At 60.4% G+C, this 25325-nt stretch carries 25 protein-coding genes and 1 pseudogene; 12 read left to right on the top strand and 14 right to left on the bottom strand.

Going from position 1 to position 25325, the window contains the following annotated elements; translation table 11 throughout:
- Positions 1–64 precede the first annotated feature (64 nt).
- The 4 genes from QWZ03_RS05880 to QWZ03_RS05865 all read left to right on the top strand — a co-directional run bounded on the left by QWZ03_RS05880 (position 65) and on the right by QWZ03_RS05865 (position 2140).
- The gene (locus tag QWZ03_RS05880; protein ID WP_284198138.1) at positions 65–718 is read left to right on the top strand and encodes an energy transducer TonB; all 654 of its coding nucleotides are present in this window, start codon (positions 65–67) and stop codon (positions 716–718) included.
- A 69-nt stretch (positions 719–787) separates the two neighbouring features.
- The gene (locus QWZ03_RS05875; protein ID WP_290331868.1) at positions 788–1534 is read left to right on the top strand and encodes a MotA/TolQ/ExbB proton channel family protein; all 747 of its coding nucleotides are present in this window, start codon (positions 788–790) and stop codon (positions 1532–1534) included.
- Entirely contained in the window at positions 1531–1959 is a 429-nt protein-coding gene (locus QWZ03_RS05870) for an ExbD/TolR family protein (protein ID WP_308447521.1), read from the top strand. Before QWZ03_RS05875 ends, QWZ03_RS05870 begins: the two co-directional genes overlap by 4 nt.
- Positions 1960–1966: 7 nt before the next feature.
- The gene (locus tag QWZ03_RS05865) at positions 1967–2140 is read left to right on the top strand and encodes a hypothetical protein (protein WP_290331866.1); all 174 of its coding nucleotides are present in this window, start codon (positions 1967–1969) and stop codon (positions 2138–2140) included.
- A gap of 128 nt (positions 2141–2268) precedes the next feature.
- Here QWZ03_RS05865 and QWZ03_RS05860 read toward each other — a convergent pair whose 3' ends face one another.
- Positions 2269–3237 carry an MBL fold metallo-hydrolase gene (locus QWZ03_RS05860; RefSeq protein ID WP_290331865.1) on the bottom strand — a complete coding sequence of 323 codons (969 nt, stop codon included), beginning with the start codon at positions 3235–3237 and terminating at the stop codon, positions 2269–2271.
- Between the two features lie 91 nt (positions 3238–3328).
- Here QWZ03_RS05860 and QWZ03_RS05855 point away from each other — a divergent pair, with 91 nt between their 5' ends.
- Positions 3329–4207 (top strand): LysR family transcriptional regulator, encoded by an 879-nt coding sequence (locus QWZ03_RS05855; protein WP_290331864.1) that lies wholly within the window; start codon positions 3329–3331, stop codon positions 4205–4207.
- A 79-nt stretch (positions 4208–4286) separates the two neighbouring features.
- On the opposite strand, the gene QWZ03_RS05850 is transcribed toward QWZ03_RS05855, so the two are convergent.
- Together QWZ03_RS05850 and QWZ03_RS05845 are read right to left on the bottom strand one after the other, a co-directional pair.
- Entirely contained in the window at positions 4287–5756 is a 1470-nt protein-coding gene (locus QWZ03_RS05850) for an amidohydrolase family protein (RefSeq protein WP_290331863.1), read from the bottom strand.
- A 154-nt stretch (positions 5757–5910) separates the two neighbouring features.
- Complete coding sequence (locus tag QWZ03_RS05845) at positions 5911–6393, bottom strand: MarR family winged helix-turn-helix transcriptional regulator (RefSeq protein WP_284198146.1); 483 nt, start codon at positions 6391–6393, stop codon at positions 5911–5913.
- Positions 6394–6903: 510 nt separating this feature from the next.
- Between QWZ03_RS05845 and QWZ03_RS05840 the strand changes: the two genes are divergently transcribed.
- The gene (locus QWZ03_RS05840) at positions 6904–8076 is read left to right on the top strand and encodes a DUF3103 family protein (RefSeq protein WP_290331862.1); all 1173 of its coding nucleotides are present in this window, start codon (positions 6904–6906) and stop codon (positions 8074–8076) included.
- Positions 8077–8160: 84 nt separating this feature from the next.
- On the opposite strand, the pseudogene QWZ03_RS05835 reads toward QWZ03_RS05840, so the two are convergent.
- Positions 8161–8736, bottom strand: a pseudogene (locus QWZ03_RS05835) (transposase); the annotation flags it as partial.
- Positions 8737–8823: 87 nt separating this feature from the next.
- Here QWZ03_RS05835 and QWZ03_RS05830 point away from each other — a divergent pair.
- The gene (locus QWZ03_RS05830; protein WP_290331861.1) at positions 8824–10263 is read left to right on the top strand and encodes a KAP family P-loop NTPase fold protein; all 1440 of its coding nucleotides are present in this window, start codon (positions 8824–8826) and stop codon (positions 10261–10263) included.
- Positions 10264–10593: 330 nt separating this feature from the next.
- Here the strand turns inward: QWZ03_RS05830 and QWZ03_RS05825 are convergent, their stop codons facing one another.
- Positions 10594–11046, bottom strand: coding sequence for an SMI1/KNR4 family protein (locus QWZ03_RS05825; protein WP_290331860.1), 453 nt, complete (start codon positions 11044–11046; stop codon positions 10594–10596).
- Positions 11047–11267: 221 nt separating this feature from the next.
- Positions 11268–11729 (bottom strand): Lrp/AsnC family transcriptional regulator, encoded by a 462-nt coding sequence (locus QWZ03_RS05820; protein WP_290331859.1) that lies wholly within the window; start codon positions 11727–11729, stop codon positions 11268–11270.
- Positions 11730–11880: 151 nt separating this feature from the next.
- Here QWZ03_RS05820 and QWZ03_RS05815 point away from each other — a divergent pair, with 151 nt between their 5' ends.
- Together QWZ03_RS05815 and QWZ03_RS05810 are read left to right on the top strand one after the other, a co-directional pair.
- The gene (locus tag QWZ03_RS05815; protein WP_290331858.1) at positions 11881–12816 is read left to right on the top strand and encodes a DMT family transporter; all 936 of its coding nucleotides are present in this window, start codon (positions 11881–11883) and stop codon (positions 12814–12816) included.
- Positions 12817–12919: 103 nt separating this feature from the next.
- Positions 12920–14095: an amino acid aminotransferase gene (locus QWZ03_RS05810; RefSeq protein ID WP_290331857.1), complete on the top strand. Its 1176-nt coding sequence runs from the start codon at positions 12920–12922 to the stop codon at positions 14093–14095.
- On the opposite strand, the gene QWZ03_RS05805 is transcribed toward QWZ03_RS05810, so the two are convergent.
- A complete protein-coding gene (locus QWZ03_RS05805) occupies positions 14079–15056 on the bottom strand; it encodes a serine hydrolase domain-containing protein (protein WP_290331856.1) in 978 nt (325 codons plus the stop codon). The two genes, QWZ03_RS05810 and QWZ03_RS05805, sit on opposite strands and share 17 nt — an antisense overlap.
- A 277-nt stretch (positions 15057–15333) precedes the next feature.
- Between QWZ03_RS05805 and QWZ03_RS05800 the strand changes: the two genes are divergently transcribed.
- Positions 15334–15636 carry a PilZ domain-containing protein gene (locus tag QWZ03_RS05800; protein WP_290331855.1) on the top strand — a complete coding sequence of 101 codons (303 nt, stop codon included), beginning with the start codon at positions 15334–15336 and terminating at the stop codon, positions 15634–15636.
- Positions 15637–15732: 96 nt separating this feature from the next.
- Here the strand turns inward: QWZ03_RS05800 and QWZ03_RS05795 are convergent, their stop codons facing one another.
- On the bottom strand, positions 15733–17433 hold the full coding sequence (locus QWZ03_RS05795; RefSeq protein ID WP_290331854.1) for a methyl-accepting chemotaxis protein: 1701 nt from the start codon (positions 17431–17433) through the stop codon (positions 15733–15735).
- Positions 17434–17539: 106 nt separating this feature from the next.
- On the opposite strand from QWZ03_RS05795, the gene nudC reads away from it, so the two are divergent.
- Both nudC and QWZ03_RS05785 read left to right on the top strand, forming a co-directional pair.
- Complete coding sequence (gene nudC, locus QWZ03_RS05790; protein ID WP_290331853.1) at positions 17540–18352, top strand: NAD(+) diphosphatase; 813 nt, start codon at positions 17540–17542, stop codon at positions 18350–18352.
- Positions 18352–19242, top strand: a complete 891-nt coding sequence (locus tag QWZ03_RS05785) for an ATP-grasp domain-containing protein (RefSeq protein ID WP_290331852.1) — start codon at positions 18352–18354, stop codon at positions 19240–19242. Before nudC ends, QWZ03_RS05785 begins: the two co-directional genes overlap by 1 nt.
- 9 nt (positions 19243–19251) lie before the next feature.
- Here the strand turns inward: QWZ03_RS05785 and QWZ03_RS05780 are convergent, their stop codons facing one another.
- The 6 genes from QWZ03_RS05780 to QWZ03_RS05755 form a co-directional block, all read right to left on the bottom strand.
- Positions 19252–20028 (bottom strand): competence/damage-inducible protein A, encoded by a 777-nt coding sequence (locus QWZ03_RS05780; RefSeq protein WP_290331851.1) that lies wholly within the window; start codon positions 20026–20028, stop codon positions 19252–19254.
- Positions 20029–20157: 129 nt separating this feature from the next.
- On the bottom strand, positions 20158–20880 hold the full coding sequence (locus QWZ03_RS05775) for an ABC transporter ATP-binding protein (protein WP_284197631.1): 723 nt from the start codon (positions 20878–20880) through the stop codon (positions 20158–20160).
- Between the two features lie 17 nt (positions 20881–20897).
- The gene (locus QWZ03_RS05770; protein WP_284197630.1) at positions 20898–21683 is read right to left on the bottom strand and encodes an ABC transporter ATP-binding protein; all 786 of its coding nucleotides are present in this window, start codon (positions 21681–21683) and stop codon (positions 20898–20900) included.
- A complete protein-coding gene (locus QWZ03_RS05765) occupies positions 21676–22821 on the bottom strand; it encodes an ABC transporter permease subunit (RefSeq protein ID WP_308447520.1) in 1146 nt (381 codons plus the stop codon). The genes QWZ03_RS05770 and QWZ03_RS05765 overlap by 8 nt, the downstream gene beginning before the upstream one ends.
- A 16-nt stretch (positions 22822–22837) precedes the next feature.
- Positions 22838–23767, bottom strand: a complete 930-nt coding sequence (locus QWZ03_RS05760; protein ID WP_284197629.1) for a branched-chain amino acid ABC transporter permease — start codon at positions 23765–23767, stop codon at positions 22838–22840.
- Between the two features lie 191 nt (positions 23768–23958).
- Complete coding sequence (locus QWZ03_RS05755) at positions 23959–25197, bottom strand: branched-chain amino acid ABC transporter substrate-binding protein (protein WP_290331850.1); 1239 nt, start codon at positions 25195–25197, stop codon at positions 23959–23961.
- Positions 25198–25325 lie beyond the last annotated feature (128 nt).

Below are 25325 nucleotides of genomic sequence, written 5' to 3'. Positions count from 1 at the left end.
TGAAAACAATTCTCAATAAAATGAGAATACTTCGCAAACTCATTTTGTTTTTGATTGTTGTTTCATGCCCAGCCTTCGCGCCTTGAACCCTGGTTTTACCCCCTTGCTGCTGGTCTGCGGTGCCCACGCGCTTGCCTTGGGCGGGCTGGCCATGGGCATGGGTAGGCCCATGCCTATCAAGCCGCCCGAAGTGATCACGGCTGTCGTGCTGCCCCAGCCCATGCCCGTCGTGGCGCCGCCCAGCGAGCCCACCCCGCAGCCGCCCAAACCCCAGCCTGTCGTCCGGCCCAAGCCCACGCCTACGCCGCTGCCACCGATCAAGCAGGCGCCACCAGCGCCCAATGCCATTACAGCTCCCCCGGTCGAGCCGACACCGCCGGTCGAGGTGGCCAAGGCTGAGCCTGCAGCAGCACCCGAGCCCGCACCAGCCCCCATCGTGCCGCCGCTGAGCAATGCCAGCTACCTCAATAACCAGGCACCGGGCTACCCGGCCATGTCGCGCAAGCTGGGCGAAGCGGGGCGGGTAGTGCTTTCGGTGTATGTGCTGGCCGATGGCTCGGTGGGCGACATCAAGCTCAAGCGCTCCAGCGGTCACGACCGCTTGGATGACGCTGCCCTGGCGGCCGTCAAGCGCTGGCGCTTTGTGCCAGCCAAGCAGGGGGATGCCGCCATCCCCTATCGCTATGACCTGCCCATCAATTTTTCGCTGGACGCCTGATTTGCCCAACACAGTGGACGGTACGCGCCGTACCTGCCACCTGATCTGTTACACCGGAGACTTCTTGGTATGAACCCCAACCATTTCAGCCTTGCCAATATGTGGGCGCAGGGCGATTTCGTGACCCGCAGCGTAGCCATAGCCCTGCTGCTGATGTCCATCGTGTCGTGGTACGTGATCGTGACCCGCGCCTTGCGCCAGATGCGGCAGCGCCGCATGGCCCACGCCGCAACGGCCGAGTTCTGGCACGCCCAGTCGTTCTCCGAAGGCCTGCACCTGCTGGATGGCACGCGGGAGGACAACCCTTTCCGTAACCTGGCGGAAGAAGGCCGTGATGCCGTGGCGCATCACCGCGACAGCCAAGGGGATCTGCACGGCCAGCTGACCCTGAGCGACTGGGTGACCAGCTGCCTCAAGCGCGCCATTGATGAATCGGTAGAGCGCATGCAGTCTGGCCTCTCCATCCTGGCCTCGGTCGGCTCCACCGCCCCCTTCGTGGGCCTGCTGGGCACCGTCTGGGGTATCTTTCATGCCTTGGTCAGCATCGGGTTCTCGGGCCAGGTGAGCATAGACAAGGTGGCCGGCCCGGTGGGCGAGTCGCTGATCATGACGGCCTTCGGCCTGGTGGTCGCCATCCCGGCTGTATTGGGCTACAACGCGCTGACCCGTGGCAACAATGCCTTGCTGGGCCGTATCAACCGCTTTGCCCACGACCTGCATGCCTACTTTGTCACCGGCGCACCCGCAGTGCGCACCGAGCCGGGCGGCAAGCCCGTGCTGACCAGCGTCAAGCCCAGCCACGCAGGGGGTCGATGATCATGGCCTTCGGCAGCGGCAATTTCGATGGCCCCAGCGGCGGCGGCGTGATGAGCGAGATCAACATGACACCGCTGGTGGACGTCATGCTGGTGCTGCTGATCATCTTCATCATCACCGTGCCGGTGATCACCCATTCGGTGAAGCTGGACCTGCCCAGGGCCGACAATACCCCCAATGAGATCAAGCCCGAGACGGTGACCATCGCCGTTACCCAGGATGGCGCCATTCATTGGAACGAAGCCGTGGTCGCCAAGGCGGAATTCGAAGCCAGGCTGGCCACGCTGGCCAGGCAGCAGCCCCAGCCCGAGGTCCATATCCGGGCCGACCGCAAGGTGGAATACGAACATGTTGCCCAGGTCATGGCAGCGGCGCAGCGGGCCGGTGTGCACAAGCTGGGCTTTGTGACCGAGCCGGGGCAATAGCATGATCATGGCCGGCCTGCTACTGCTGGGTGTTGCCTTGGGAGTAGGCTGGCTGGCTTGGCGGGTAGACCCCTGCTTGCGCTGCAGCTACCGCCGCCAGGGCGGCTGCGCTGCGGCCGATACCTGCGCCAAGGCGCCGTCGGTGGGCAGGCTGCATACCGTGGTGGTGCATAGGCGTTAGCGGTTCTTGGCTGCATGGCCATGCTTGGGGGTTACCCCATTGCAGGCTGGCCTCACCGTGAAGGGGGCGCAATGCGTAAGGGCGGTGTGGATGCCAGAATCCGGCACCGCCTTTTTGCTGGGCTGTGTTTACCTGGCGCTCAAGTCCTTGTAAGCGGCGGGTACGTTCAGGCCGGGGTGTACCCAGCCAAACAGGGCGTAGCCAGCGAACTCCGGCATGGCGACCTGCTTGACCGTCTGTTCCAGGCTAAGGCCCTGCGCTACGGCGGCCTTGACCTGGGCATGCACGGTGGCCAGGTAGTCGATATGCCACTTCAGGTCTTCCTTGACCAAGGGTACGCCATGGCCGGGGACAATACGCGCATCGGCCGGCAGGAAATCATAGACGCGGCGCAGCGTGGCCAGTGTGGCTTCCAGCTTGCCGTCCAGCAGCCAGGGTAGGGCAGGCTTGCTGGCGATGATCGCGTTGCCGGCCCACAAAACCTTGGCCTGGGGTTCCCACACCCACAGGTCACCGCCGGTTTGGGCAAAGCCGAAATCCATCACGTCTACGGTCTTGCCGCCCAGATCCAGGCTGACGGTGCCGCCGGCGGGTACCAGCACATCGCCGGTACGTGCTTTGATCTCCTCGATGCCGCGGCCCGTGCCGAAGTGCTTGATCATGAAGGCCTTGTCGTCTGCCAGGTGATGATCCATATAGCGTCGGGTATGGGCATGTTGGACGACGACGGTAGCGGCAGGCAGATACATATTGCCGTAGGCATGGTCACCGTGTGCGCTGGTGTTGACGGCATAGAGCAGCGGTTTCTTGCCCAGCTTCTGGCTGAGTGCTTGCACCTGTGTGTTCAGGCGCTGGTTGAGCATGGTCTCGACCAGCAGCGCCCCCTTGCTGCCCACGATCAGGCCACCGCTAGTGGCGGCTGCACCTCCCTTGGCGTTCAGCTCGCGGGCATTGTCGGCATAGAAGGCATAGGTGCCGTCACCCAGCTTCTCGCTCACCATCTGCACCTTGTTGCCATCCCAGATGGGCTCTGCGGCGTGGACCGTACCCACAGCAAACAGTACGGCAAGGGTGGTGCTGATCAGATTCTGTTTCATGTTGGTCTCCAGCTCAGGTTGGGATGGCTGCATTCTATGATGTCGATATTTGCAATAGAATTGACAATAACAACAAGCAGGGTTTGCAAAAATGCAAGAAGTGGAAGACCTGAACGATCTGCGCCTGGTTGCCTGGATAGGCGAAAGCGGCTCGCTGGCTGGTGCCGCCAGGCGTATGGGGGTGAACCATGCAACGGTGTTCCGGCGGCTGAATCAGCTGGAGGGCCGCCTGGGCGTGCGGCTGTTCGAGCGCAGCGGTGGTCGCTACCACGCTACCGCGGCGGGAGAGGAACTGATACGGGCGGGGGCCGAGATGGACAGCACGGCTACCCAGGCCTTGTTACGGGTGGCAGGCCGCGATCTGCGCCCCAGCGGGCAGGTGCGTATCTCCACCACAGACAGCATTGCCCTCGCGCTGCTGCAACCCATCATTGCGCAGTGCCGCCGGCAATATCCGCAGATCACCCTGACGGTAGAAGTCGATAATCGCTCGGCCAATCTATCTAAGCGCGATGCCGATATCGCCATCCGTCCCACCTCACAACCGCCTGATTACCTGATAGGCAAGCGTATTGCACCGCTGGACTTTTGTGTCTATGGGGCGCGGCCCTATCTGGCGGCCACCGCAGCGCTGGCGTTAGAAGACCATGCGTGGATTGCGCTGGACGACACCTACAGCGGCCACCGCACCCTGCGCTGGCTGGCGGCGCGCCAGCCACTGGAGCAGGTGGGATACCGCACCAGCAGCTTTGGCCTGGTGCGGGAGGCCTGTATCCACGGCCTGGGCTTGGCGGTACTGCCCTGCGTACTCGGTGATGCCGCTACCGCATTGCAGCGAGTGGGGGAGCCCTTACCCGAGTGCGCAACGTCTCTCTGGCTGCTGATCCACCCCGATTTGCGCGAGACGATGCGTATCAAGGTGGTGTTTCAGCTGCTGCAACAGGCGCTGGGGAGCGCAATGGCTGCCTAGCTGCCAGGCGCTATCAGGTCGCCCTGGCGCCGGTGCAGTTGCACATACCCCATTACCGATTTTAGTTCATGGCAGGCACTTACCGCAGCACGCAGTCATTGGTGGGCTGCGGTTGGCAGATTTTGGCGTCGTCTATGGTGTAGGTGGCTTGCTGCATTAGCTGGGCCAGGTTGCGCTGCGGGTGGGCGCCGCAGATGGTGCGCTGCTGGCCGCACAGGTCGCGGGGGTCGGCCATGCAGTGCTCCAGTTGCGGTAGCTTGCCGAACCAACTGCTAGGCAGGCTGGCTGCCCGGCCGCCGATGAAGACCGCCAGGGTCTGGCGCAAGGCGCTGTGATCCAGGATGGCACTGAGCGAGGGGCGGGCTTCGGTATCGAACAGGACGAAATCGGCTTGCTCGCCCACGGCCAGTTTGCCGAGTTGGCCCTGCAGGCCGACGGCGGCTGCGGCGTTCTCGGTCATCATGCGGTGGATGTCGGCGCCGCTGAACAGGCTTTGCAGGCTGTCGCGGTTGTAGCGGGCCAGGCAGCGGGCCTCGTCCAGTTCGGTCAGCGAGCCGGATGGCGACCAATCGGTGCCCAGGGCGATATTGACGCCGGCCTGCTTGAACTCGGCCAGGGGGGCCGTACGGCCATAGAGCTGAAAGTTGGAGCGGGGCGAGGCGACAACGGCGACTTTCTGCTCGGCCAGGCGCTGCAGTTGTGGCCCGGCAACAGCCACGGCGTGGATGAAGGCGCTGGGGCTGGCTTTGTCGCGTATGGCGTCCAGTACGCAATCGATCTCATGCCGGGCCCCGTCATTGGTGCCTTCTCCTACATGGGGCACATAGGGATTGGCTGGGTCGAACTTGATCTGGGTAAGTTGCTCGCGGGTGCAGGGGGCCAGCGGCCATTGCATGCTGCGAGCGTCGTTGAGCGGGAAGGTGTTGTCGGTGATGGGCTTGCCTGCTGGCGTGGCCAATTGGCCGTCCACCAGCTTGAGATTACGCAGGAACACGCGATAGTCCTTGGCGCCTGCCAGGGCGGTGGTGCCGCTGAGGGCATGCCTCAGCATGGCGCGCTCGGATACCTCGGTACGGGCCTGGGCATCTTTGGGGGCGTCGCCTTCAAAGCCACGCTCGGCCGGCAGCAGCTTGCGCCACTCATGCCGATGCTGCCAGGTGAGCTTGGGCGGTTGCGGCGGTTGCTGATAGCTGTAGTCGATATGCTCGTGCAGATTGATCAGGCCGGCAGACAGCAAGGCGCCGGGGCAGTCGACCACGACGGCGTCGTCGTCGGCAACCTGGCAGCCGGCGGCTTCCACCCGGCCGTCGCTGCCTACGCGCAGGGCGCCACCGATATAGAGCTTGCCATCACTGATGAGGTTGGCACGCCAGACCTGCTTGCTGCCAGCACCCGACAGCTGGCAACTGGCGGCGACCCCGGCATAGCGCGGGGCACAGACTTCGACAGGATAGCCCGAACCATCCAGGCTGCTGCCGGGCTGGCTGGTCGATAAATTGGCACAGCCGGTGAGGATGGCCGCTGCGAGGGGGAGGAGCAGGTACTTCATGCGCGAGTCTCGTGGATTGCAATTGCTGCGCATGATGCCAACAAGCGGGCGCCAGTGCGAATGCAAGGTGCGGTTGGGGCAGGATGTGTGGCGTGCTGGCGGCTGGGCAGGGCGGCATGCCCTCCGGTAGTGCTATTTTCAGCCCGCCAGCGCGCTAGTGGATATCCGATAGCGGTGTGTGCTTGGCCTTGGGGTCGACATCCTGGCCCATGGCGCGGATGAGGGTCTCCAGTTGGGCGTGCAGCGCGTGCAATACGGCGGGGTCAAGCTTTTCCAGGGCATCGGGCAGGAGTCCGCGCAGCGGTTGCGGGGCGCGTTGATAGATGGCCAAGCCCTGCTCGGTAGGGTGCAGCAAGACGGCACGTTGATCCTGCTGGCTGCGCTCGCGCCTGATCAGGCCTTGGCGCACCAGGTCTTCTATCAGATTACTGGCGGTGGATTGATGTATGGCCATGGCGCGGGCCAGTTCGGTAACCCGCTGGCCTGGCTGTTGGGCGATGCGTGCCAGAGCCCAGAGCTGCGAGCCCGAGATGCCGCATTGCTTCTCTACTGACTGAAAATGCTTGCGCACGGATTGGAAGATCAGCCGGAACTGTTGCAGTACTTCTACATCCAGAGGGTGGTCAGGGCGAGGCATTGGCTTGCGCCGTAGTAGGGGAATGGGCGGATTCTAGAGCTTGCGGCCAACTATTTCACCAAGAGCTGGTGTGGGATGGGCGGGTATGCAGGCCGGTGGGGGCGGGCACAGAAAAAAACAGCGCCCGGAGGCGCTGGTGGAAGCTGCTCTGTTCGCTGCCGGCCTGGGCCAGAGTTCACGGGGCTAAAACTAGCATGCCCATATACATTTACACAAATGTATATGGGTGGCGTGGTTTTATCGACAAAGCCCATTACTTCTACCAGTTGGGCCTGGCCGGCTGCTGTGGCAGGATGATGCGCGCTATTTACCTATATATATCGGGCACTTGGCTGGATGCTTGGTGATCACCAGTCGGCGGGCATGGCGCGCCTTCCGGATTTTCTGTCGAGAATTATTTTCATCAAAATATTGATTTGTCATGATCTCTCAACTAAGGTTTTACCTATCGGTCGCTTGGTAGAGATAAGGCGTACCGATGTAGTACCCATAAAAACTTAAGGAGAAATCATGAGTGTGAAACATCTGGCCCGACGTTGCCTGGTAGGCGCTGCCTGCCTACTGGCATTGGGTGTACAGGCGGAAGACCTGAATGCAGTCGCTACACCGGTAGACCTGGTGAAGCGCCAGGCTGCGCATGAAGTATCGCAATTGCTGAACGACCCCGATTTTGCCGCCAGCCTGGCGCAGCGGATGAAGGTCGAAGCCAAACCCGGACAGGCCAAGGCTGCGTCGCTGCGCAATGTGCTGGCCCAGTATGAGCGGGTGCAGCGCTTTGCCGGCAAGCAAGTGGTCAACAGCCAAGGGCTGAAGCGGCTGGATCAGGAGGCGCTGCGCCACAAGGGTCTGCAGGGCTATAGCGATGGCCTGCTGCAAGTGCGGCTGTACCAGCCCACGGCCAGCACCGAGGTCAGCCTGGCCAATACCCTGGTGGCCTTTGAACCCGCAGGTGACGACAAGCAGTGGAAGGTGATCGAGGCCTACGATCGCCAGGGCAATGTCCATCGTTTCGATGCCCGTTCGGCACCGAATGTGCCGGTGCTGGTTGCCGACATCGATGCCCGCGAAGACATGCGTGCCGGCCTCAAGCTGATCAACCAGGCCTTGCGCCAGCATGGCATGCAGACCGCGCCGGGCAAGCTGGCCCAGCAAGCACGGGCGCAGGCCGGTGGCTATGTCGATACCGCCAAGCTCGACCGTATCTCGGTCAAGGACGACCAGGAACCCTGGATCTCGGGTGCGGCCGAGGTGTACGCGCTGGTGTCGGGCGTTCAGCCAGACCAGGCCAAGGCCCAGATTGTGGCGGTAGACATGCCCTACCTGGATTACTCGGGCACCACCTACAACCCCAACCAGATCTTGATCCAGTGGGCGGATTTCCGTTATGCCGCAGCCAATGTGCTGTTCTACGAGCATGACGACAATACCAACTACAAAGACCTGGTACTGGCGCTGACCTCGGGCGTGGAGAAGATACTGGGTGTGTTCAAGCCGGAGTTCGCCATCATTGCGACGGTGGCTAACGCCATTGTGCAAGCCATGCCCAGCCACTGGTTCGCCAATGACGACGACTATATGGACGCGTTCTACACCCTGGAAAAGAACCGTACCTATACCGATTGGGCGGGGGTAGGCGGCAATGTGGTGATGACGTTGACGCCCTACCGCCTGAACGAGCAATAAAACCGCCGCTGCGGTGATGCTGGTTTGCGCCTTGCCTGCTTCAAGGTAGGGGCGATGGAAACCCCTCTCTAGATGGAGAGGGGTTTTTACTTTTGGGTGTGTTGCCTGTGCTTGTACCTTCTTGCGCTTTCGCCGTCTGACCTGAAGACCGGCTTGGCGGTAAAGCTGCTCTACACGCTTATGGTTCACGGCCCATCCCGCTTGCCGGATTTTCAGGTATATCATGCCGGAACCGTAGCGCCGATGGCGCTCAGCTAGCTCGACGATCCGTTCGCGCAACGAGATATTGCAGTCGGGCCTGGCACGATAGCGGAAGGCACTCACGCTCATCCGAACGACCCGCAACGCCTAGCGTTCGCTCAGCCCACGCCCAGCTAGGAACCACACCAGCTTGGTGCGGGCACCACTTTTTTTCAGCGCTTCCTTGATGACCTCGTTCCCAAGCATTGAGTTGGCCAGCATGCGTTCGAGGCGGACATTCTCGGCTTCGAGCTCTTTGAGCCGCTTGGCGTCGGACACGTTCATCCCGCCGAACTTGCTGCGAAACAGATAAAAGCTAGCTTCGGAGAAGCCATGCAGCCGACACAATTCCTTAACCTGTACACCGGCTTCCGCCTCGCGCAGAAACCCGATGATCTGTTCTCCGGTGAAGGCTTGCAAATTGTTGTCATTAATTGATGATTTCTTCCCGGAGCTCTCTAACGTCGCCTATGGTGATAGCTCAATCAATTGAGCAAAGGCACGACAATGACGGAGTTGGGCGTAGAGAGCTGGATCGGTGACCATTACGGTGTAAAGAAATTTGGACTTGAGTTGTCGAGGCAGTGGAAAACTTTAGTTGACAATGCTCTTGAGGCAGAAGAGGGGACGCGAGCAGCGCTTGATGTGACGCAAACAATTGCGGTAAACGCTCCTTGGGGGAAAGGTAAGAGTTTCTTCTTAGCTGGTTTGGTAGTCCACCTAAGGAAGTCGCACCCAGTGATAACTTTTGATGCGTGGGAGACTGATTTTGCGGGAAATCCTATTGCGGCATTTTGCTTTGAACTTGTCGAGCAGCTGTCGAAAATGAGTGTGGTCGATAAAGAGTTGATTGAAGAAACTAAGGTGGCAATTAGGGATATGTTCTTTCATTACTCAAAATATATTGTTGGGGGTGTGGCAAATTCCTTGTTGAAGGCATGTGTGCCAGGTGGTAGTGAAGTTATTGAGGGATTTAAAGGTGGGTTCGAGAAAGCCTCGGAAGAATTGATTCTCTCTGAGAAGAGCTATGTTGAGGTACAGGAGGCTGAGTATATATCAGTAAAAAACTCAATTCGCGAAACTAAAAAAGCATTAGAGAAAATAGTTGAGCGTATAAGATGCAATGATTCAGATTTTGGATTGCCGCTATATATAGTTATAGATGAGTTGGATCGGTGCAGGCCAATTTACGCAATTGAGTTGCTGGAGCATGTAAAACATACCTTTGCTGTTAAGGGGGTGTTTTTCGTTTTTGGCACGAATCTTGATGCGTTATCACACTCTGCAAGAGCGGTCTATGGAAGTAGCTTTGATGGGAGGGAGTATTTAAATAGATTTTTTTCACTGGAGTATCAGCTTCCGGTAACGTCGAATCAAGAATTCGTGCGGGGTATATTTGAGCAAAACAAAGCGCTGCTCGATAAGGTGTTGATTTGCCTGGCGCACAAAGGGGATATGATTGGCGAGTTGTCTGAAATGTTGGGCGAAATATCAAGTTTGTATGATTTGACCCCTCGTGATCTGGAGAGTATTTGCCGGAAGTTGTTTTTGATTTTACAAGGGAGTGAGAAGTTTCATGCGTTTCCTTTGTTCGTCTTGCTTTGCTATTGGCAGAGAAATAAAGAGGCGGCAGTAACGGCGTCAAGAAAAATTGATCTTGGGGAGAGATTTTCGGGTGTTTTTAATGGATTGAGTATTCATCGATATCCAAGGTTTGATGTTCAAGGCCAGACTATGAGGTTTGATCAAATTTTTTTGCGCTATGTCGAAGTGGCAAACAGTATTGCTAAAATCGGTACGGCCCATAAAGAAAATGAAGATCATTATAATAGTTCGATAAGAGATGGATTTAGGCTTGGAGCTAGGGCATCGGAAGAGGCCAAGGATGATGCTAAACGCATGCTGCGTTATCTTAGTTTGATCGTCGACGGGGCTGCGGATTCTTGATAATAATTTTAGGGCTAATTTCACATTAAGTGTTGGCGGTTTCAAAGTGCCAATGCGACTGTCAAGTGGTTAATAAGCTCAGCGGGTTATCGCCATGGTCTCTCGTGGCGCTTTCCAATTTAGGCACTTGCGTGGGTGGCAGTTTATCAGTTCTCACACCCAGGCAATCTCATCATCCAAAATTTCGCCGAAGTTCGTCACCGTCGGGAAAAATTCCCCAATCAGCCCATTCATGTTTTCATTCGTGTCGCGCTGCCACGACGCATAGGTCTGGGCAAAGTACCACGACAGCCCCAAGCCTTCGGCCGAGGAGCGGTGTCTAGAGAACTCCTACCGCGGAAGGCATGATGCCAACCCCTTTAAATCAGCAAGCAGAACTTCAGTGAAGTTGCCTGACATACCAGGCTCTTGCATCCCGTCGTGGATGAACCAACATTTCGGATCTACCTCGTTGCCGCTGGCATCGAACCACGCTGCCATGTACCCCTGATGCGTGAAGAAGACTAGATGCGACGGCGCGAGTTCGTACTGGGAGCCAATTTCTTCCAGCAAGTCCTTGAGCACTTCTCGGTTTGACTCAATATCTGAGATAAACCAGTTCGAGCCACGGAATATTCCATTGACGTCACGGCCCATCCAAACAAGGTATTGACGATAGGTGTCTGGAAGTTTGAGGCCAATGCGGCTTTCTAGCGCGCCAACGTCTTCCTCGGATGCGCCCACCGGAGACCCGAGTAAGGGAGCAACAAGGTCTGCGTGGAGTGCTTTTGCATCGCTGAGCATGAAGTGCCTAACGTCTGACGTGAGTGTTAGATGCCATCTAGGTTGCCATTGGCATCGGTAGAATAGGCTGCCAATGATCCATCATTGCTCACCCGATCAGCAACCTGCGCATGAAAAATCTCCGGCGCAAACTGTGCGGCAAGCACGCGTGATCAGTTCAAGCGGAATCTGCACCATATCCACGTAATGTCACTGTGCCACCCCGCTAAGCGTACCAGAACTTAAAGCTGCCCAGGCAGGGGTAGCGGCGTGCCGCTCTTGACGGTGCGTATGGCGAAGTTGCTGGTGATGTCCTGCACCATGCTGAGTGCCTGCAGCTTGCGCACCAGTTTTTCGTAATCGGGCAGATCGCGCACCACAACTTCCAGCAAGTAATCGAAAGCGCCCGACACCACGTGGCAGGCGATCACCTCGTCCATGGTGGTGACGGCTTCTTCAAACAGCCTGACGGCATCCTCGCGGTGGTGCATCAGCCGTACGTTGACGAATACCGTGGTGGCCAGCTGCAGTAGCTTGCGGTTGAGTACGGCGCGGTAGCTGCTAATGATGCCGCTGTCTTCCAGCCGCTTGAGCCGGCGTGCGCAAGGCGAGGGCGAGAGGGCGACGCGCTCTGCCAGTTCTACCGTGCTGAGCCGGCCTTCCTGTTGCAACAACTGCAGCATCTGCCTATCTATGCGATCCATGGTCTGAGTAGTCTTGGTGGTTTCCACTCATATTGTGGGGTTGATTGGTGGATATTGCCAATATCGGTGAGCTGCCATGCGAACTATGCCCATAAACACCCTGGCTTGCGGCGGATAATTTGCGCATTCCCCGCCCCGCTGGAGTTCTGCCATGACTACCCCTGTCGATGCCCGCCTGACGCTGCCTGCCGGTGGCCTGGTCGACACCCTTGATGCGCAGCGCCGTGGCGTGATGCTGGGGGTGGCTGCGCTGGTGGTGACGGTATTGATCTGGGCGGGGTTCTTCTTGTCGCTACGTGCCGGTGCGCGTGCCAACTTGGCGCCGGACGAGCTGGCGCTGGTGCGTTTTGGCCCGGCGGGCCTGGTGTTTTTGCCTGTGCTGCTGCGGCAGTGGCGGCGTATTGCGGCCGTGCCCCTGCGCCATCTGCTGGGCATACTGGCGGGCAGTGGCTTGCCTTACTTTCTGGTGGCCGGCCTGGGTATGCGGCACGCACCGGTCAGCGATGGGGCGACCCTGATACCGGGCACCTTGCCGCTCTTCGTGGCGGCCATCTCCGTATTGCTTTACGGCCAGGCCTGGGCCAGCGTCAAGCTGCGGGCACTGGGCTTGATCGCGGCTGGCGTGGTGCTGATGCTCTTGCTCAATCATGGCAGTGGCGATATCTGGCAGGGCTATGGCTTGTTCCTGCTGGGTAGCCTGATGTGGGCCAACTTCACGGTGTCGCTCAAGCAGTCTGGCCTGAGCCCCTGGGAGGGCGCTGCCGTTATCTCCTGTGGCTCGCTGGCTTTGCTGGCCGTCTGGCTGCTGCTGCATCCTCCCGTCGGGCTGCTGGCCCTGCCGGTGGCGTCGCTGGGTTTCCACGTTGCGGTGCAGGGCTTGGGTGTGGGCTTGCTGTCCACGCTTTGCTACGCCTTTGCCATTGCGCGCTTGGGTGCTGGCCGGGCTGCCGCTGCGGGCGCGTTGACGCCGGTAGTCGCGTCGGTGCTGGCGCTGCCCTTGTTTGGCGAAGTGCCCACGCTGGCGTCCCTGCTGGGCATGGGCTTGATCGTGGCTGGCGTGGTGCTGACTCACCGTTTGTCCCGATAGGGTTGGCGCAACTGCTGGCTCATACTCTCTGCAGGTGCAACGTGCTGGTGCTTGCTCGCGGCGCGCTTGCGTGTTTCTTACCTATTTTTACTTGGAGTCACCCATGTTCCAGAATCTGAGCCCTGCGGCTGTTGATTCGATATTGTCGGTAGCGGAGGCTTTCCGCGCAGATGGCCGCACCCACAAGCTGGATCTGGGCGTGGGGGTGTATCGCGATGCCGCCGGCAATACGCCGGTGATGGCGGCGGTGCGCGAGGCGGAGCAGCAGCTTGCGGCCCATCAGCCCAGCAAGAGCTATGTCGGCCTGGCGGGCAATCTGCGCTTCAACCGGTGCGTGGAGCAGCTGGTGCTGGGGCAGGAGGCAGACGCCAGCGCCTGGGTGACCATACAGACGCCTGGCGCCAGCGGTGCCTTGCGCTTGGTGGCAGACCTGATTGCCGCCAGCCGGCGTCATGCCAAGGTCTGGATCAGCGACCCGAGCTATGTGAACCACGCCCCCATCATGCAGGCTGCCGGCCTGGCGGTTGAGCGCTATCCCTATCTGGACGTGGCGACAGGCACCCTGCGGCGCGAGGCCTTTCTTGAGGCGGTGGCGGGCTTGGGCCAGGATGATGTGCTGCTGCTGCATGGCTGCTGCCACAACCCCAGTGGCCTGGACCTGACCCTGGCCGATTGGCAGGCGATTGCCACCATGGCGCAGGCACAGGGATTCCTGCCGTTTGTCGATATGGCCTATCAGGGTTTTGGCGATGGGCTGGAACAGGATGCCGCCGGTTTGCGGGTATTGGCTGCGGCCTGTCCCGAAATGCTGCTGGTGTATTCGTGCTCCAAGCATTTTGGCCTGTATCGCGAGCGTACTGGCGCTGCCATGGTGAAATCGGCGCAGCCGGCCCTGGTGCGCGGCAAGTTGTTCGAACTGGCGCGCCGCAGCTACACCATGCCGCCGGACCATGGTGCCGAGATCGTGGCCATGATCATGGCGTCTGATGACTTGCGGGCCAACTGGCAGGCCGAGCTCGAAGCCATGCGCCTGCGCATGCTGGCTAGCCGCGACAAGCTGGCTACGGCATTGGCGCAGCGCGGCCTGGCGGCAGACTATCTGCGCCAGCACAAGGGCATGTTCTCCATGTTGCCACTAAGCGACGCGGCGATCGCCCGGCTGCGCGATGAATTTGCCATCTACCTGGTGGCCGGTGGCCGCATCAATCTGGCGGGCCTGGATGAGAGCCGCATCGATGAGCTGGCCGATGCGGTTGCGCAGGTTAGCCAGGTTGGCTGATTGCCGATGGGGCCTGAAGGTGCTGTCTTAACAGGGCCCTCAGGCTATCGTGGGGGGCGAAGGCCCTGACGATATCGCTGCTGCGCCAGCTGGTGCTCTCCAATACCACCATGCTGGTCTGGCTGGCCGGATAGTAGGTGAGGGTAGCGATATAGCCGGTGGTGTAGCCGCTATGGCTGTATTCGAGCAAGCCATCGGCCTGGCTGATCTGCAAACCCAGGCCATAAGCCAGCGTGCCCCAGCGATGTGGCCGCTCGCTACTGGGGGTGACCATGGCGCGGTAGCTGGCCGACGACAGTAGCTTGCCCCCGTGCAGGCAGGCTTGCCACCGTACCAGGTCATCGGCACTGGCAACGATGCCGCCGGAGGCGATGGCGACCGCGCCCTTGCCTGGCAGTAGTGCACCATCCTCTTGTTCATGCAGGCCTGGCTGCCTGGGCTGCTGGTCCTGCATGGCGGCGCTGTGCATGCCGCACAGCTGGAATACTTCCTTGGCCAGTTGTGCATAGCTTTGCCCGCTGCTGCTGGCCGCTACCTGGCCCAGCAGATCGTAACCTCGATTGGAATAGGCAAACTGGCTGCCGGGCGGGGTGCTGGGTGGGCCAGCGTCACCCGTCAGGCCCGCTGTGTGGTCAAGCAGCTGGCGCAAGGTGACTTGGCTACGCCAGGCAGGGTCGAGCTGCGGAAGGTACTTGCCTACCGGTGCATCCAGCTGGGCGCGGCCGGCATCCACCTCTCGCAGGACGATGGCTGCGGTGATCTGCTTGGTCAGCGAGCCGATGACAAAGCGCGGCGGCAGATCTGCAGCGGCGAGTTGCTGGTATTGCCATAGGGTGGCGCCCGCCCGGCTGATCAGGGCCACCCCGCGGAATGGTCGGTCTGGCAAGGGGGCCAGTGCGGCGGTATAGGGTGGCAGCGGGTGGGCAGCCAGCGCCAGGGGGCTGATCAGTGCAAGTAGCATGGTGTGGGCCAGTGGAGAGGTGGTGCGGAGTCTCGGCTACTGGTACGCCCAGTGCCACCGTCACGACTGCAACCGCTGTAACGTCCTAGGCGAAAGCATGGCTGTTCTTTGAAAAGGCACTTGGATCCCGCTTTGAACTGCAGTTTTTCAGCGATTCAAGCGCATGACAGGCGTTTGTCTGCATCGTAATGTTTCTGGATGCGACTTTTTCAGATTATGCTTATGGAGAGAGCCATTCATCCCTGCAAAGCATGCGAATTCAACTCAAAGGCCGGCCATGAGCCGCGATAAACGTACAGCCCGCCGCGTTCCGGTAGCCTGTCCCGCGCGTATCCGCACTCTGGATATCGGGCCGAGCTATTACGGCACCTGTACTGACCTTTCTGTTGGCGGCCTCACGATACATAGCAACTTCGTGCCCCGCCACGACGAGGAGCTAGAGGTGACGGTGATGCCGCCGCGCAACGGTGGCAAGGCGGTACCGCCGATGACAGCCAGGGTGAAGGTACGTCGCTGCCATGAGATCGAAGCTGGGTTGACCTATGAAATTGGCCTTGAGATCGTGCAGATACTGACCTGAAGCTTTGGGCTGCGTGCACCGAAAACAAAACGGCGACACCAAGTCGCCGTTTTGCTGCCTGGCAAGAAGCGCTGCCAAGCGAGGGGGCGGCGAAACTTACTCGGTACGGAACACCGCCAGCGTGCCATCGAGTTGCTGTGAGGTCTCACCCAACTGGCGAGCTGCCTCGCCCATGCCCTCGGCCTTGTCGCGATTGGCCTGCATGGTGGCGTTCAGCGCCAGCAGTGCCTCCCGTATAGCATCGACTGATTGCCGGGCGGCATCGGCGTCCTGGGCGCTTTCACCGACCACGCCGCTGGTCTGGGACATCAGCTCGGCGGTGCTGGCGATAGCGGCATCTACCGTGCCGGAGGCGGCCACCAGGCCATCAATCTGGCGTGCCTGATCGTCAACCTGCTTGCTGGTGGCTTCGATAGTGGACAGGATGCGGCTGACCATCTCGTTGGTCTTGCCCAGGGTCTCCTTGGTTTGCCCTGCGAGTTTGCGTACCTCATCCGCCACAACGGCAAAGCCACGGCCCATTTCACCGGCACGGGCGGCTTCGATGGCTGCGTTCAGCGCCAGCAGATTGGTCTGTTCGGAAATATCGGCAATGGTGCGAAGTATGCCGGTGATCTCGCGGACATTGCCTGACAGTGTCTTGAAGGCACCGGTGAACTCGCGATTGGCCTGGGCGCCGGCTTCAATCTGGCCAGTCATGGTATCGATTTGCTGGCGAGCGTCGCCCAGCTTGGCTTCCACCTTGCCTATCTCGGCCCGCAGGCTGTTGGCGCGCTCGGCCGACTGGGCGGTGACGCTTGCGATCTCGTCGGCCCGATGGGTGACCACGTCCAGGCCCTCGGCGGCTTGTATGGTGTCGCTGGAGATGGCGGCCGTCTGTTCGACAAACTCGGTGGAGATGCGTGCATTGCCGCCTGAGGCTGACTTGGCTTCGCCCAGTGCCTGCCGAAAGCTGGCCATCAGTTCGTTGAGATTGCGGGCGATATGGCCCAGCTCATCGCCATGGCTGGCATCGACGTGCAGGGTGAGGTTCTTGTCGCGGGCGATGGTATCGATGGTCTGGCTGATGGCCTGCACCCGCCGGACGATGATGCCCACCAGCAGGTAAGACACCAGCATGCCCAGAATGAAGCCCACTGCACCAATGGCAATCGAGTAGAGGAAGGTGGTTGCCAGTTCCTTGCCGACATGGTCTACCCTGACATCGGCGCCGATCAGGTAGACCTTGCCGTTCTCTGTCTTGAAGGGCACCAGAACGGCGCGCAGGGGGCCATTGGCGTCGTAGTCGGCATAGCTTTCCTTGCCCTGGCTCAGAGCGGCCTTGGCGGCCTGGGGGGCGCTGGTGAAGTTGGCAAAGTGCTTGTGGTAGGTGTCCTTCTTCTTGTCCTCGGCGCTGAATCCGTCGGCCAGGTAAACCAGCTTGCCGTCGCTGCTGCCAACAAAATACAGGTAGCTCAGGCCTACTTTGTCGGCCAGTTGTCGCAGCTTCTCGCCTACCCGGGTGTATTCGGTATCGGATATCCCGCCCGCCGAGCTACCGCGTGAGATATAGCTGTCGCCCACCAGATCGGGCGCTGCGCTGGCTGCGGCGACCAGCTTGCCATCGATGCCGGCCAGTACGGTCTGCGATTTGAGGTAGTAGGCGTAGCTGGTATAGAGCACACCGGTGATGAAGTTTGCGACAAAGAAAATGGCCAGCAGCTTGACCTTGAGAGAGCGGTTGCGCAGCGACCAGCCCCCAGGCTTGGCAGCGGGTAGGTGGGGGAGCTTGAAGGTCCAGTTCAGGGGCTTGCGCATCGGCTTGTTCTCCGCGTTGACTTGGCTTTTTTATGAGGAAACTATAAGCGATAGCCGATATCCTGGCAGCTATACTGCGTCACTTCCCCGCTTCCAGACTCTAGTTATGATGTTTTCTCCTGCTGTGCAACTGCTGGATACCCCAAGCCCGCTGGCCTGGCGCCTGTTCTTTGTGGCGGGCAAATTATTGCTGCCCGCAGTGGAAGGGGCGGCATTGGCACCGGTGCCTGTACTGGATTTCGAACCGACGGCGAGTAGCCGGCACTATCTGGGCAGGCTGGATGGCCTGGATTGCTGGGCCATCACCCTGGCGGACGTGCCTGACGGTTGGCAGCCCATGGCCTTGCGCGCCGCCATGATGCAGATGCCGGCGCCGTTGCTCAACCTGGCGGTGCGGGCGGCACAGATAGTGGAATGGGATAGGACCCACCGCTACTGTGGCGCCTGCGCCACGCCAACCGAGCACAAGCCTGGCGAGCGCGCGCGCGTCTGCCCCAGTTGCGGCCAACTGGCCTACCCCCGCCTGAGCCCAGCCATGATGGCCTTGGTGTGGCGGGAGGGTGAACTGCTGCTGGCGCGCTCGCCTGGGTTTACGCCGGGCATTTATAGCGCGCTCGCGGGCTTTGTGGAGCCAGGCGAAACCCTGGAGGAGTGCGTGGTGCGCGAGGTGGAGGAGGAGGTGGGGCTGCAGGTCAGCGATCTACGCTACTACGGCAGCCAGAGCTGGCCTTTTCCGCATAGTTTCATGCTGGCCTTCACTGCGCGCTGGGTAGGGGGCGAAATCGTGCCGCAGGCCGGGGAGATCGAGCATGCTGCGTGGTTCCCTCTGGATGGCCTGCCGGGCATACCGCCGCGCTTCAGCATAGCGGGACACCTGATACGCGATACGGTGGCTGCCATGCAAGGGGCGGCGAGCTGATGGATGTGACGCTGGTGACGGCTGGCCCCTATCTGGCGGCACAGCCTGATGACTGGTATGTCAGCCAGATACACCACGAAGAGCGCTTGCTGGCAACGGCGTTGGCTGCTTTGGGCCTGCAGAGCCAGCGCGCCGACTGGGCTGATGGCCAAGTGGACTGGCGCCAGACACGTTGTGCGGTGCTGCGTTCTACCTGGGACTATTTCCATCGTTACGACGCCTTCTCGGCCTGGCTGGCGGGCGCCGACGGCCAGACCATGCTGCTCAACCCTTTGCCGCTGCTGCGCTGGAATATCGACAAGCGCTACCTGGCTGATCTGGCGCAGGCGGGCGTGGCGATAGTGCCTACCCGTTTTGTAGCACGGGGGGATTCGGCCAGCTTGGTGCAACTGGCGGCAGAGCAGGGCTGGGATGCCGTGGTGTTCAAGCCGGCCGTGTCTGGCAGTGCCCGATTAACCTACCGTGCCGAGGGCTCGGAACTGCAGGCGCTGCAAGCTGTGTTTGCGGCCTGTGTGGCTGGCGAGGACATGCTGGTGCAGCCATTCCAGCCTGAGATTCTTGCCCTGGGCGAGGTGTCGCTGATGGTGATGGATGGCCGTTACACCCACGCCATACGCAAATTGCCCAAGGCAGGGGATTTTCGGGTGCAGGACGACCATGGTGGCACGGTTCAGCCCTATGCGCCGAGCAGGGCCGAGGTGGCCTTTGCCGAGGCCGCCGTTGCTGCCTGCCCAAGCCTGCCGGCCTACGCCAGGGTGGATTTTGTGGTGACAGCAGAAGGGTGCCGCCTGATGGAGCTGGAGCTGATAGAGCCAGAGTTGTTCCTGCGCTTCCATCCCCCGGCGGCCGATGCCCTGGCGGCTGCCATTGCCCGGCGTTTGGCCACTTAGCTGTAACTGCTAGGCGGTCGCTTGTGGCTGCTTCAGGCTTACGGGGCCGGGTTGGTAGCCCATCGTCTGCAAGGCTTGTGACAGCCACTCGGCGGCCGGGCCAGCCAGGCCTGGTGGGGCGCTTAGGGTAAACTCGATATGCAGGCCGCTGTGGCGGGCGTTACCGTAGCTGGGCAGGCAGGAAAGCTTGATATCCGGATGGCGCGCCAGCAGGTTCTCCATCAGATCGATCAGGTCACCCTCCTTGGCGTCGGGCACGATCAGGCTGGCGATCTCTTCTACAATACCCAGGTGGCGATAGTGCTGATCCAGCACCCAGCGCACCATGGGGTGGGCCATCTCGGGAAAACCCGGTACGAAGTAGTGCCGGGCCAGGCTGAAACCGGCGATCTGATTGATGGGGTTGGGGATCAGCTGGCAGCCGTCGGGTAGCTGCGCCATGCGGATACGGTTGGGGTAGGCCGCTTCGCCAAAGCGCTCGGTAATCAGCGCGGTCGCTTCCGGGTGCTGTACCAGGGGCAAGCCCGCTGCTGCTGCGGCAGCCTGCCTGCTGTGGTCATCGGGCGTGGCGCCGATACCACCAAAGCTGAAAACGATGCAGTCGCCAGCCAGCGTCTCCCTATATAGGACGGTCTGTGCGGCTGGATCGTCGCCGATGTAGCGGGCCCAGGCGAGCTGCAATCCGCGGCTGTTCAGTTCCTGGGCGGCAAAGCGCAAATGCTTGTCTTCGCGCCGGCCGGAGAGAATCTCGTCGCCGACGATGATGACGCCAAATTGCTGGGGCATGCTTGGGATACTCCGTGTCGAGAGGTACTGGCGACCCTGACCGGGCCAAGGTGGCCCTCCATCATGGCACGATGAAAACGGCCCGCCTAGGGGCGGGCCGAACGTGCTGCATGACTCGGTACAACGAGCTTATTCGCCCAGATAGGCGTGCTGTACCTTTTCATTGGCCAGTAGGGCATCGGCGCTGTCGGCGTAAGTGATACGGCCACTTTCCATCACATAGCCACGATTGGCGGTCTTGAGCGCCAACTTGGCGTTCTGTTCCACCAGCAGCATGGTCACGCCTTCGCTGGCAATCTGCCGGATGATCTCGAAGATCTTCTGCACGATGATGGGGGCGAGACCCATGGAGGGCTCGTCCAGCAGCAGCAGCTTGGGGCGGCTGAGTATGGCACGGCCCATGGCCACCATTTGCTGTTCCCCGCCGGACAGCGTACCGGCCAACTGCTTGTAGCGCTCCTTCAGGCGTGGAAACAGGCCGTAGACCCGCTCCAGATCCATCAGGATCTCGGCCTTGTCGTTGCGGTAGTAGGCGCCCATCCACAGGTTTTCCTCCACCGTCAGGCGGGGGAAGATGCCACGGCCTTCCGGCACCATGGCCAGGCCACGAGAGACATAGTGATGCACCGGAATACGGGTGCTGTCCTCGCCGTTGTAGATGATGGTGCCGGCAGCCGGCTTGACCATGCCCACCAGGGTCTTGAGGGTGGTGGTCTTGCCTGCGCCGTTGGCGCCGATCAAGGCCACCAGCTCGCCCTGCTTGATCTCCAGGTCTATGCCTTTGACGGCCTGGATGCCGCCATAGGCAACCTGCAGGCCTTTTACTTCCAGCAGTGTTTTCTGTTCGCTCATGCTATGTCCTTACCCGCTCAGTCCGGCGACGCACCGAGGTAGGCCTCGATCACGCGCGGGTTGTTCTTGACCTCTTCAGGTACGCCTTCGGCAATCTTCTTGCCGTAGTCCAGTACGGCAATACGGTCGCACAAGCCCATCATCAGCTTCACGTCATGTTCGATCAGCAGGATGGTGACGCCATCGTTGCGTATCTTCTCCATGAGCTTCTTCAGGTCGTCGGTTTCCTTGGGGTTCATGCCGGCAGCGGGCTCGTCCAGCGCCAGCAACTGCGGGTCGGTTGCCAGTGCGCGGGCGATTTCCAGCCGGCGCTGGTCGCCATAGGACAGATTCTTGGCAAACTCGCCGCCGTGCTTGCGTATCCCCACGTAGTCGAGCAGCGACTGCGCCCGTTCGTGGATGCCAGCCTCTTCGGCACGGGTCTTGGGGTCGCGGAAGACCGCCCCCAGTACGTTGGCACGGGTACGGACATGGCGCCCGACCATGACGTTCTCCAGGGCCGTCATGTTGTGGAACAGACGGATGTTCTGGAAGGTCCGGGCGATGCCGCTTTCCACCACCACATTGGGCTTCTTGCGGAACAGGTCTATGCCCTTGAAGGTGAACTTGCCTTCGTCGGGCTGGTACAGACCGGTCAACACGTTGAACAGCGTGGTCTTGCCGGCGCCATTGGGGCCGATCAGACCGTAGATCTCGCCCTTGTTGATGGACAGCGCCACATCGCTGAGAGCATGCAGGCCACCAAAGCGCTTGTGTATGCCAGAAATCTCCAGCAGGACTTCGCCATTTGCTTGATTAGCCATGAGCGGCCTCCTTCTCTGCATCCTTGGCCTTGAGGTCATCGTCCTCATGGAACTCAGCCTTGCGTTGCTTGGAAGGCCACAGACCCTCCGGACGTACCAGCATGACGAAGATCAGGGCAATGCCGAACAGCAACATGCGGAGGTTCTCGGGGTTGACCAGGCGCTCGCCTATCAGCTTGTCCTGCAGGGGGTTGACCACGTCACGCAGTACCTCGGGGGTGAGGAACAGCAGTACCGCACCCAGAATGACGCCGGGGATATGACCCATGCCGCCCAGCACCACCATGGCCAGTACCACGATGGACTCCATCAGGATAAAGCTCTCGGGGGACACAAAACCCTGGAAGCTGGCAAACATGGCGCCAGAGACACCACCAAAGCTGGCACCCATGGCGAAGGCCAGCAGCTTGACGTTGCGGGTGTTGATACCCATGGCCTGTGCCGCAATCTCGTCTTCCCGTATGGCTACCCAGGCACGGCCGATACGCGAGCTTTGCAGGCGGATGGAAACCACGATGATCAACAGCGCCAGTGCCAGGAACAGGTAGTAGTAGAGGTGGACGCTACGGAACTCGATACCGAACACGGTGATGGCCTGGGAGAACTTGTGGCCGAACAGCGACACGGGTTCGATCAGGTTCACACCTTGCGGGCCGTTGGTGATGTTGATGGGGCGATCCAGGTTGTTCATGAACAGGCGGACGATCTCGCCAAAACCCAGGGTCACGATAGCCAGGTAGTCACCACGCAGTTTCAGCGTGGGTGAGCCCAGCAGCACACCGAATATGCCCGCCAACAGCGCCGCCAGCGGTAACACCACCAGCAAAGGCATGTGCAACAGCCACTCGAAGCCCGTGCCTGACAGCATGGGTACCAGGTGTGGCGAGTTCAGCAGGGCATAGACATAGGCCCCAACAGCGTAAAAGGCGATGTAGCCCAGGTCCAGCAGGCCGGCATAGCCCACCACGATGTTAAGACCCAGCGCCAGCATGATGTAGAGCATGGCGAGGTCGAGGTTACGCACCCAGGTATTGCCCAGGGTGGCGCCCATGACAAACGGCAGCACCGCCAGTACCACGGCGAAGATCGCCATGCCGGCGTAGGCCGCTGGCTTGGATTGTTTGATGTTGGCTAGCATGTTCTCTCTCTCCCGATCAGGCGCGTTCGGCGACACGTTCGCCCAGCAGGCCGCTGGGGCGGAATACCAGCACCAGGATCAGCACCATGAAGGCAAAGATGTCCTGATAGTGGCTACCCAGCACACCACCGGTAATCGGGCCCAGGTAACCGGCGCCGACGCTCTCGATAATGCCCAGCAGGAGGCCGCCAGCGACCGCGCCAGCCAGGTTGCCGATACCACCCAGCACGGCTGCGGTGAAGGCCTTCAGGCCTATCATGAAGCCCATGGTGGGGTAGGCCAGACCGTAGTTGGCGCCAACCATCACGCCGGCCACGGCACCGAGTGCCGAGCCGATGACGAAAGTCATGGAGATAACGTAGTTGATATTGACGCCCATCAAGCTGGCGACCGACTGATTCATGGATACTGCGCGCATGGCACGACCCAGCTTGGTCTTCTCGACCATGATGAGCAGGCCACCCATGACAACCAGGGCCAGTACAACGATGAGTATCTGCAGATCGGTAATCACGGCGCCCATGAAGTCGTGCGAGGCATGGGGCAGCAGATCAGGGAAGGAACGGGGATTGTTCTTCCAGATCAGCACGGCAACCTGCTGCAGCACGATGGAGATACCGATGGCGGTGATCAGTGGGGCCAGGCGTGGTGCTTTACGCAACGGTCGGTAGGCTACCCGCTCGATGGTGAAGCCCAGCAGCATGGTGATGGGTATGGAGACCAGTAAGCCGGCCACGACCAGCAGTGGCCCTGGCAGGTTGACGCCGCTACCCGAGAGGATGCTGACAGCCGAGATGGTGATCATGGCGCCCATCATCACGATTTCGCCATGGGCGAAGTTGATGAGCTGCAGGATGCCGTAGACCATGGTGTAGCCCAGAGCGATCAGCGCATAGATGCTGCCGACTACCAGGCCGTTGATAAGTTGCTGGATGAAAATGTCCACGCGTTGACTCCTCGTCTTGTTGCGTGAGGGAAAGCGAATCGTGCCGGGTAGGCAAACGAAACCCCGTGTGCCTCAGAATTATTATATTGAGGCGGGCCTGATTGTGACTGGGGTATGACTACAGTTGTAGTTGGGGAAAACCGGAAGTGAAAAAGGCGGCGTCTTTCGACGCCGCCTTTGTTGTAACAACCTTACTGCTTAGGTTGTTCAGCAGGCGCTGCTGCGGCTGCCGGTGCGGCAGCTGGGCTGCCCACGGTAGCCACTGCTTCCCACTTGCCAGCCTTGACCTGATACACGGTCACCTGGCCGCCGACGATATCGCCCTTCTCGTCGAACTTGATGGGGCCGGTTACGCCTTGGTAATCGGTCTTGGCCAGTTCGGGCAGGTACTTGGCCGGATCGGCCGAGCCAGCACGCTTCATGGCTTCTACCATCAAGCGCGTTGCATCGTAGGTGAACGGTGCGTAGATCTGGATGTCGGTGTTGAACTTGGCCTTGTACTTCTTATCGAAGTCGGCGAAGCCAGGCATCTTGTCCTTGGGCATGCCAGGCTGCGAAGCAAACTGGCCTTCGGCGTTGTCGCCGGCCAGCTTGATGTATTCGCCGGTCTGGAAGCCGTCGCCACCGATCACCTTGGCGGCAATGCCCAGCTTCTTCAGCTGCTGGGTCAGCGGGCCGGCCTGAGCGTCCATGCCGCCGTAGAAGATCACGTCCGGCTTCTTGCCCTTGATGGTGGTCAGAATGGCCATGAAATCGGTGGCCTGGTTGGTGGTGAACTCACGACCCACCACTTCCACGCCCTTGGCCTTGGCGGCCTTCTCGAATTCGTCTGCCAGGCCTTGGCCGTAGGCGGTACGGTCGTCGATGATGGCGACCTTCTTGGCCTTCAGGTTGGTGGCAGCAAACTCACCCAGCGCGCCGCCTTGGGCGACGTCGTTGGCGATCACGCGGTAGGCAGTCTTGAAGCCTTGCAGCGTGTATTGCGGGTTGGTGGCAGATGGCGAGATCTGCGGAATGCCGGCATCGGAATACAGCTTGGAGGACGGGATGGTGGTACCCGAGTTCAGGTGACCGATCACGCCGGCAACCTTGGCATCCACAAAGCGCTGGGCCACGGTGGTGGCGGTCTTGGGGTCAGCCTGGTCATCTTCCGAGATCATCTCGAACTTGACCTTCTTGCCGCCGATCTCAACGCCTTCGGCGTTCAGTTCTTCGATGGCGAGGCGGACGCCGTTTTCATTGTCCTTGCCCAGGTGGGCGATGTTACCGGTCAGCGGTGCTGCGTGACCGATCTTGATCACTTCGTCGCCGGCGGGTGCGGCAGCGGCGGGTGCACCAGCTGCATCAGGTGCCGGCGCTTCTTCTTGTTTGCCGCAAGCGGCGAGTGCCAGTACGGCGGTGGCGATCAGGCTGTAACGAGCCAAGGTCATGAATGTTCCCCTTTTGACAAACGCGGTATTCCGAAATTAGGAACTGCACAGTATGCGCAATCCGACAACGAGCCAAAATGCGTGCGGAATATTGCGCTCCAACTTTTGCGCTTGTCAACGTGGGATAA

It is taken from the genome of Chitinimonas viridis, from assembly GCF_030409555.1.
In the GTDB taxonomy this organism is placed as follows: Bacteria; Pseudomonadota; Gammaproteobacteria; order Burkholderiales; family Chitinimonadaceae; genus Chitinimonas; species Chitinimonas viridis.
Note: the sequence above shows the minus strand (reverse complement) of the source record. Positions and strands in the feature narration are given on the sequence as shown.

What these genes read in the sequence shown, in the direction of transcription:
- QWZ03_RS05825 (WP_290331860.1), bottom strand. Translation starts at nt 11,046, where the DNA reads ATGCTCAGCGATGCAAAAGCACTCCACGCAGACCTTGTTGCTCCCTTA.
- QWZ03_RS05865 (WP_290331866.1), top strand. Translation starts at nt 1,967, where the DNA reads ATGGCCGGCCTGCTACTGCTGGGTGTTGCCTTGGGAGTAGGCTGGCTG.
- QWZ03_RS05755 (WP_290331850.1), bottom strand. Translation starts at nt 25,197, where the DNA reads ATGACCTTGGCTCGTTACAGCCTGATCGCCACCGCCGTACTGGCACTC.
- QWZ03_RS05860 (WP_290331865.1), bottom strand. Translation starts at nt 3,237, where the DNA reads ATGAAACAGAATCTGATCAGCACCACCCTTGCCGTACTGTTTGCTGTG.
- QWZ03_RS05820 (WP_290331859.1), bottom strand. Translation starts at nt 11,729, where the DNA reads ATGGATCGCATAGATAGGCAGATGCTGCAGTTGTTGCAACAGGAAGGC.
- QWZ03_RS05765 (WP_308447520.1), bottom strand. Translation starts at nt 22,821, where the DNA reads ATGCTAGCCAACATCAAACAATCCAAGCCAGCGGCCTACGCCGGCATG.
- QWZ03_RS05815 (WP_290331858.1), top strand. Translation starts at nt 11,881, where the DNA reads ATGACTACCCCTGTCGATGCCCGCCTGACGCTGCCTGCCGGTGGCCTG.
- QWZ03_RS05795 (WP_290331854.1), bottom strand. Translation starts at nt 17,433, where the DNA reads ATGCGCAAGCCCCTGAACTGGACCTTCAAGCTCCCCCACCTACCCGCT.
- QWZ03_RS05775 (WP_284197631.1), bottom strand. Translation starts at nt 20,880, where the DNA reads ATGAGCGAACAGAAAACACTGCTGGAAGTAAAAGGCCTGCAGGTTGCC.
- QWZ03_RS05875 (WP_290331868.1), top strand. Translation starts at nt 788, where the DNA reads ATGAACCCCAACCATTTCAGCCTTGCCAATATGTGGGCGCAGGGCGAT.
- QWZ03_RS05840 (WP_290331862.1), top strand. Translation starts at nt 6,904, where the DNA reads ATGAGTGTGAAACATCTGGCCCGACGTTGCCTGGTAGGCGCTGCCTGC.
- QWZ03_RS05870 (WP_308447521.1), top strand. Translation starts at nt 1,531, where the DNA reads ATGATCATGGCCTTCGGCAGCGGCAATTTCGATGGCCCCAGCGGCGGC.
- QWZ03_RS05800 (WP_290331855.1), top strand. Translation starts at nt 15,334, where the DNA reads ATGAGCCGCGATAAACGTACAGCCCGCCGCGTTCCGGTAGCCTGTCCC.
- QWZ03_RS05855 (WP_290331864.1), top strand. Translation starts at nt 3,329, where the DNA reads ATGCAAGAAGTGGAAGACCTGAACGATCTGCGCCTGGTTGCCTGGATA.
- nudC (WP_290331853.1), top strand. Translation starts at nt 17,540, where the DNA reads ATGATGTTTTCTCCTGCTGTGCAACTGCTGGATACCCCAAGCCCGCTG.
- QWZ03_RS05805 (WP_290331856.1), bottom strand. Translation starts at nt 15,056, where the DNA reads ATGCTACTTGCACTGATCAGCCCCCTGGCGCTGGCTGCCCACCCGCTG.
- QWZ03_RS05850 (WP_290331863.1), bottom strand. Translation starts at nt 5,756, where the DNA reads ATGAAGTACCTGCTCCTCCCCCTCGCAGCGGCCATCCTCACCGGCTGT.
- QWZ03_RS05785 (WP_290331852.1), top strand. Translation starts at nt 18,352, where the DNA reads ATGGATGTGACGCTGGTGACGGCTGGCCCCTATCTGGCGGCACAGCCT.
- QWZ03_RS05845 (WP_284198146.1), bottom strand. Translation starts at nt 6,393, where the DNA reads ATGCCTCGCCCTGACCACCCTCTGGATGTAGAAGTACTGCAACAGTTC.
- QWZ03_RS05780 (WP_290331851.1), bottom strand. Translation starts at nt 20,028, where the DNA reads ATGCCCCAGCAATTTGGCGTCATCATCGTCGGCGACGAGATTCTCTCC.
- QWZ03_RS05880 (WP_284198138.1), top strand. Translation starts at nt 65, where the DNA reads ATGCCCAGCCTTCGCGCCTTGAACCCTGGTTTTACCCCCTTGCTGCTG.
- QWZ03_RS05770 (WP_284197630.1), bottom strand. Translation starts at nt 21,683, where the DNA reads ATGGCTAATCAAGCAAATGGCGAAGTCCTGCTGGAGATTTCTGGCATA.
- QWZ03_RS05830 (WP_290331861.1), top strand. Translation starts at nt 8,824, where the DNA reads ATGACGGAGTTGGGCGTAGAGAGCTGGATCGGTGACCATTACGGTGTA.
- QWZ03_RS05810 (WP_290331857.1), top strand. Translation starts at nt 12,920, where the DNA reads ATGTTCCAGAATCTGAGCCCTGCGGCTGTTGATTCGATATTGTCGGTA.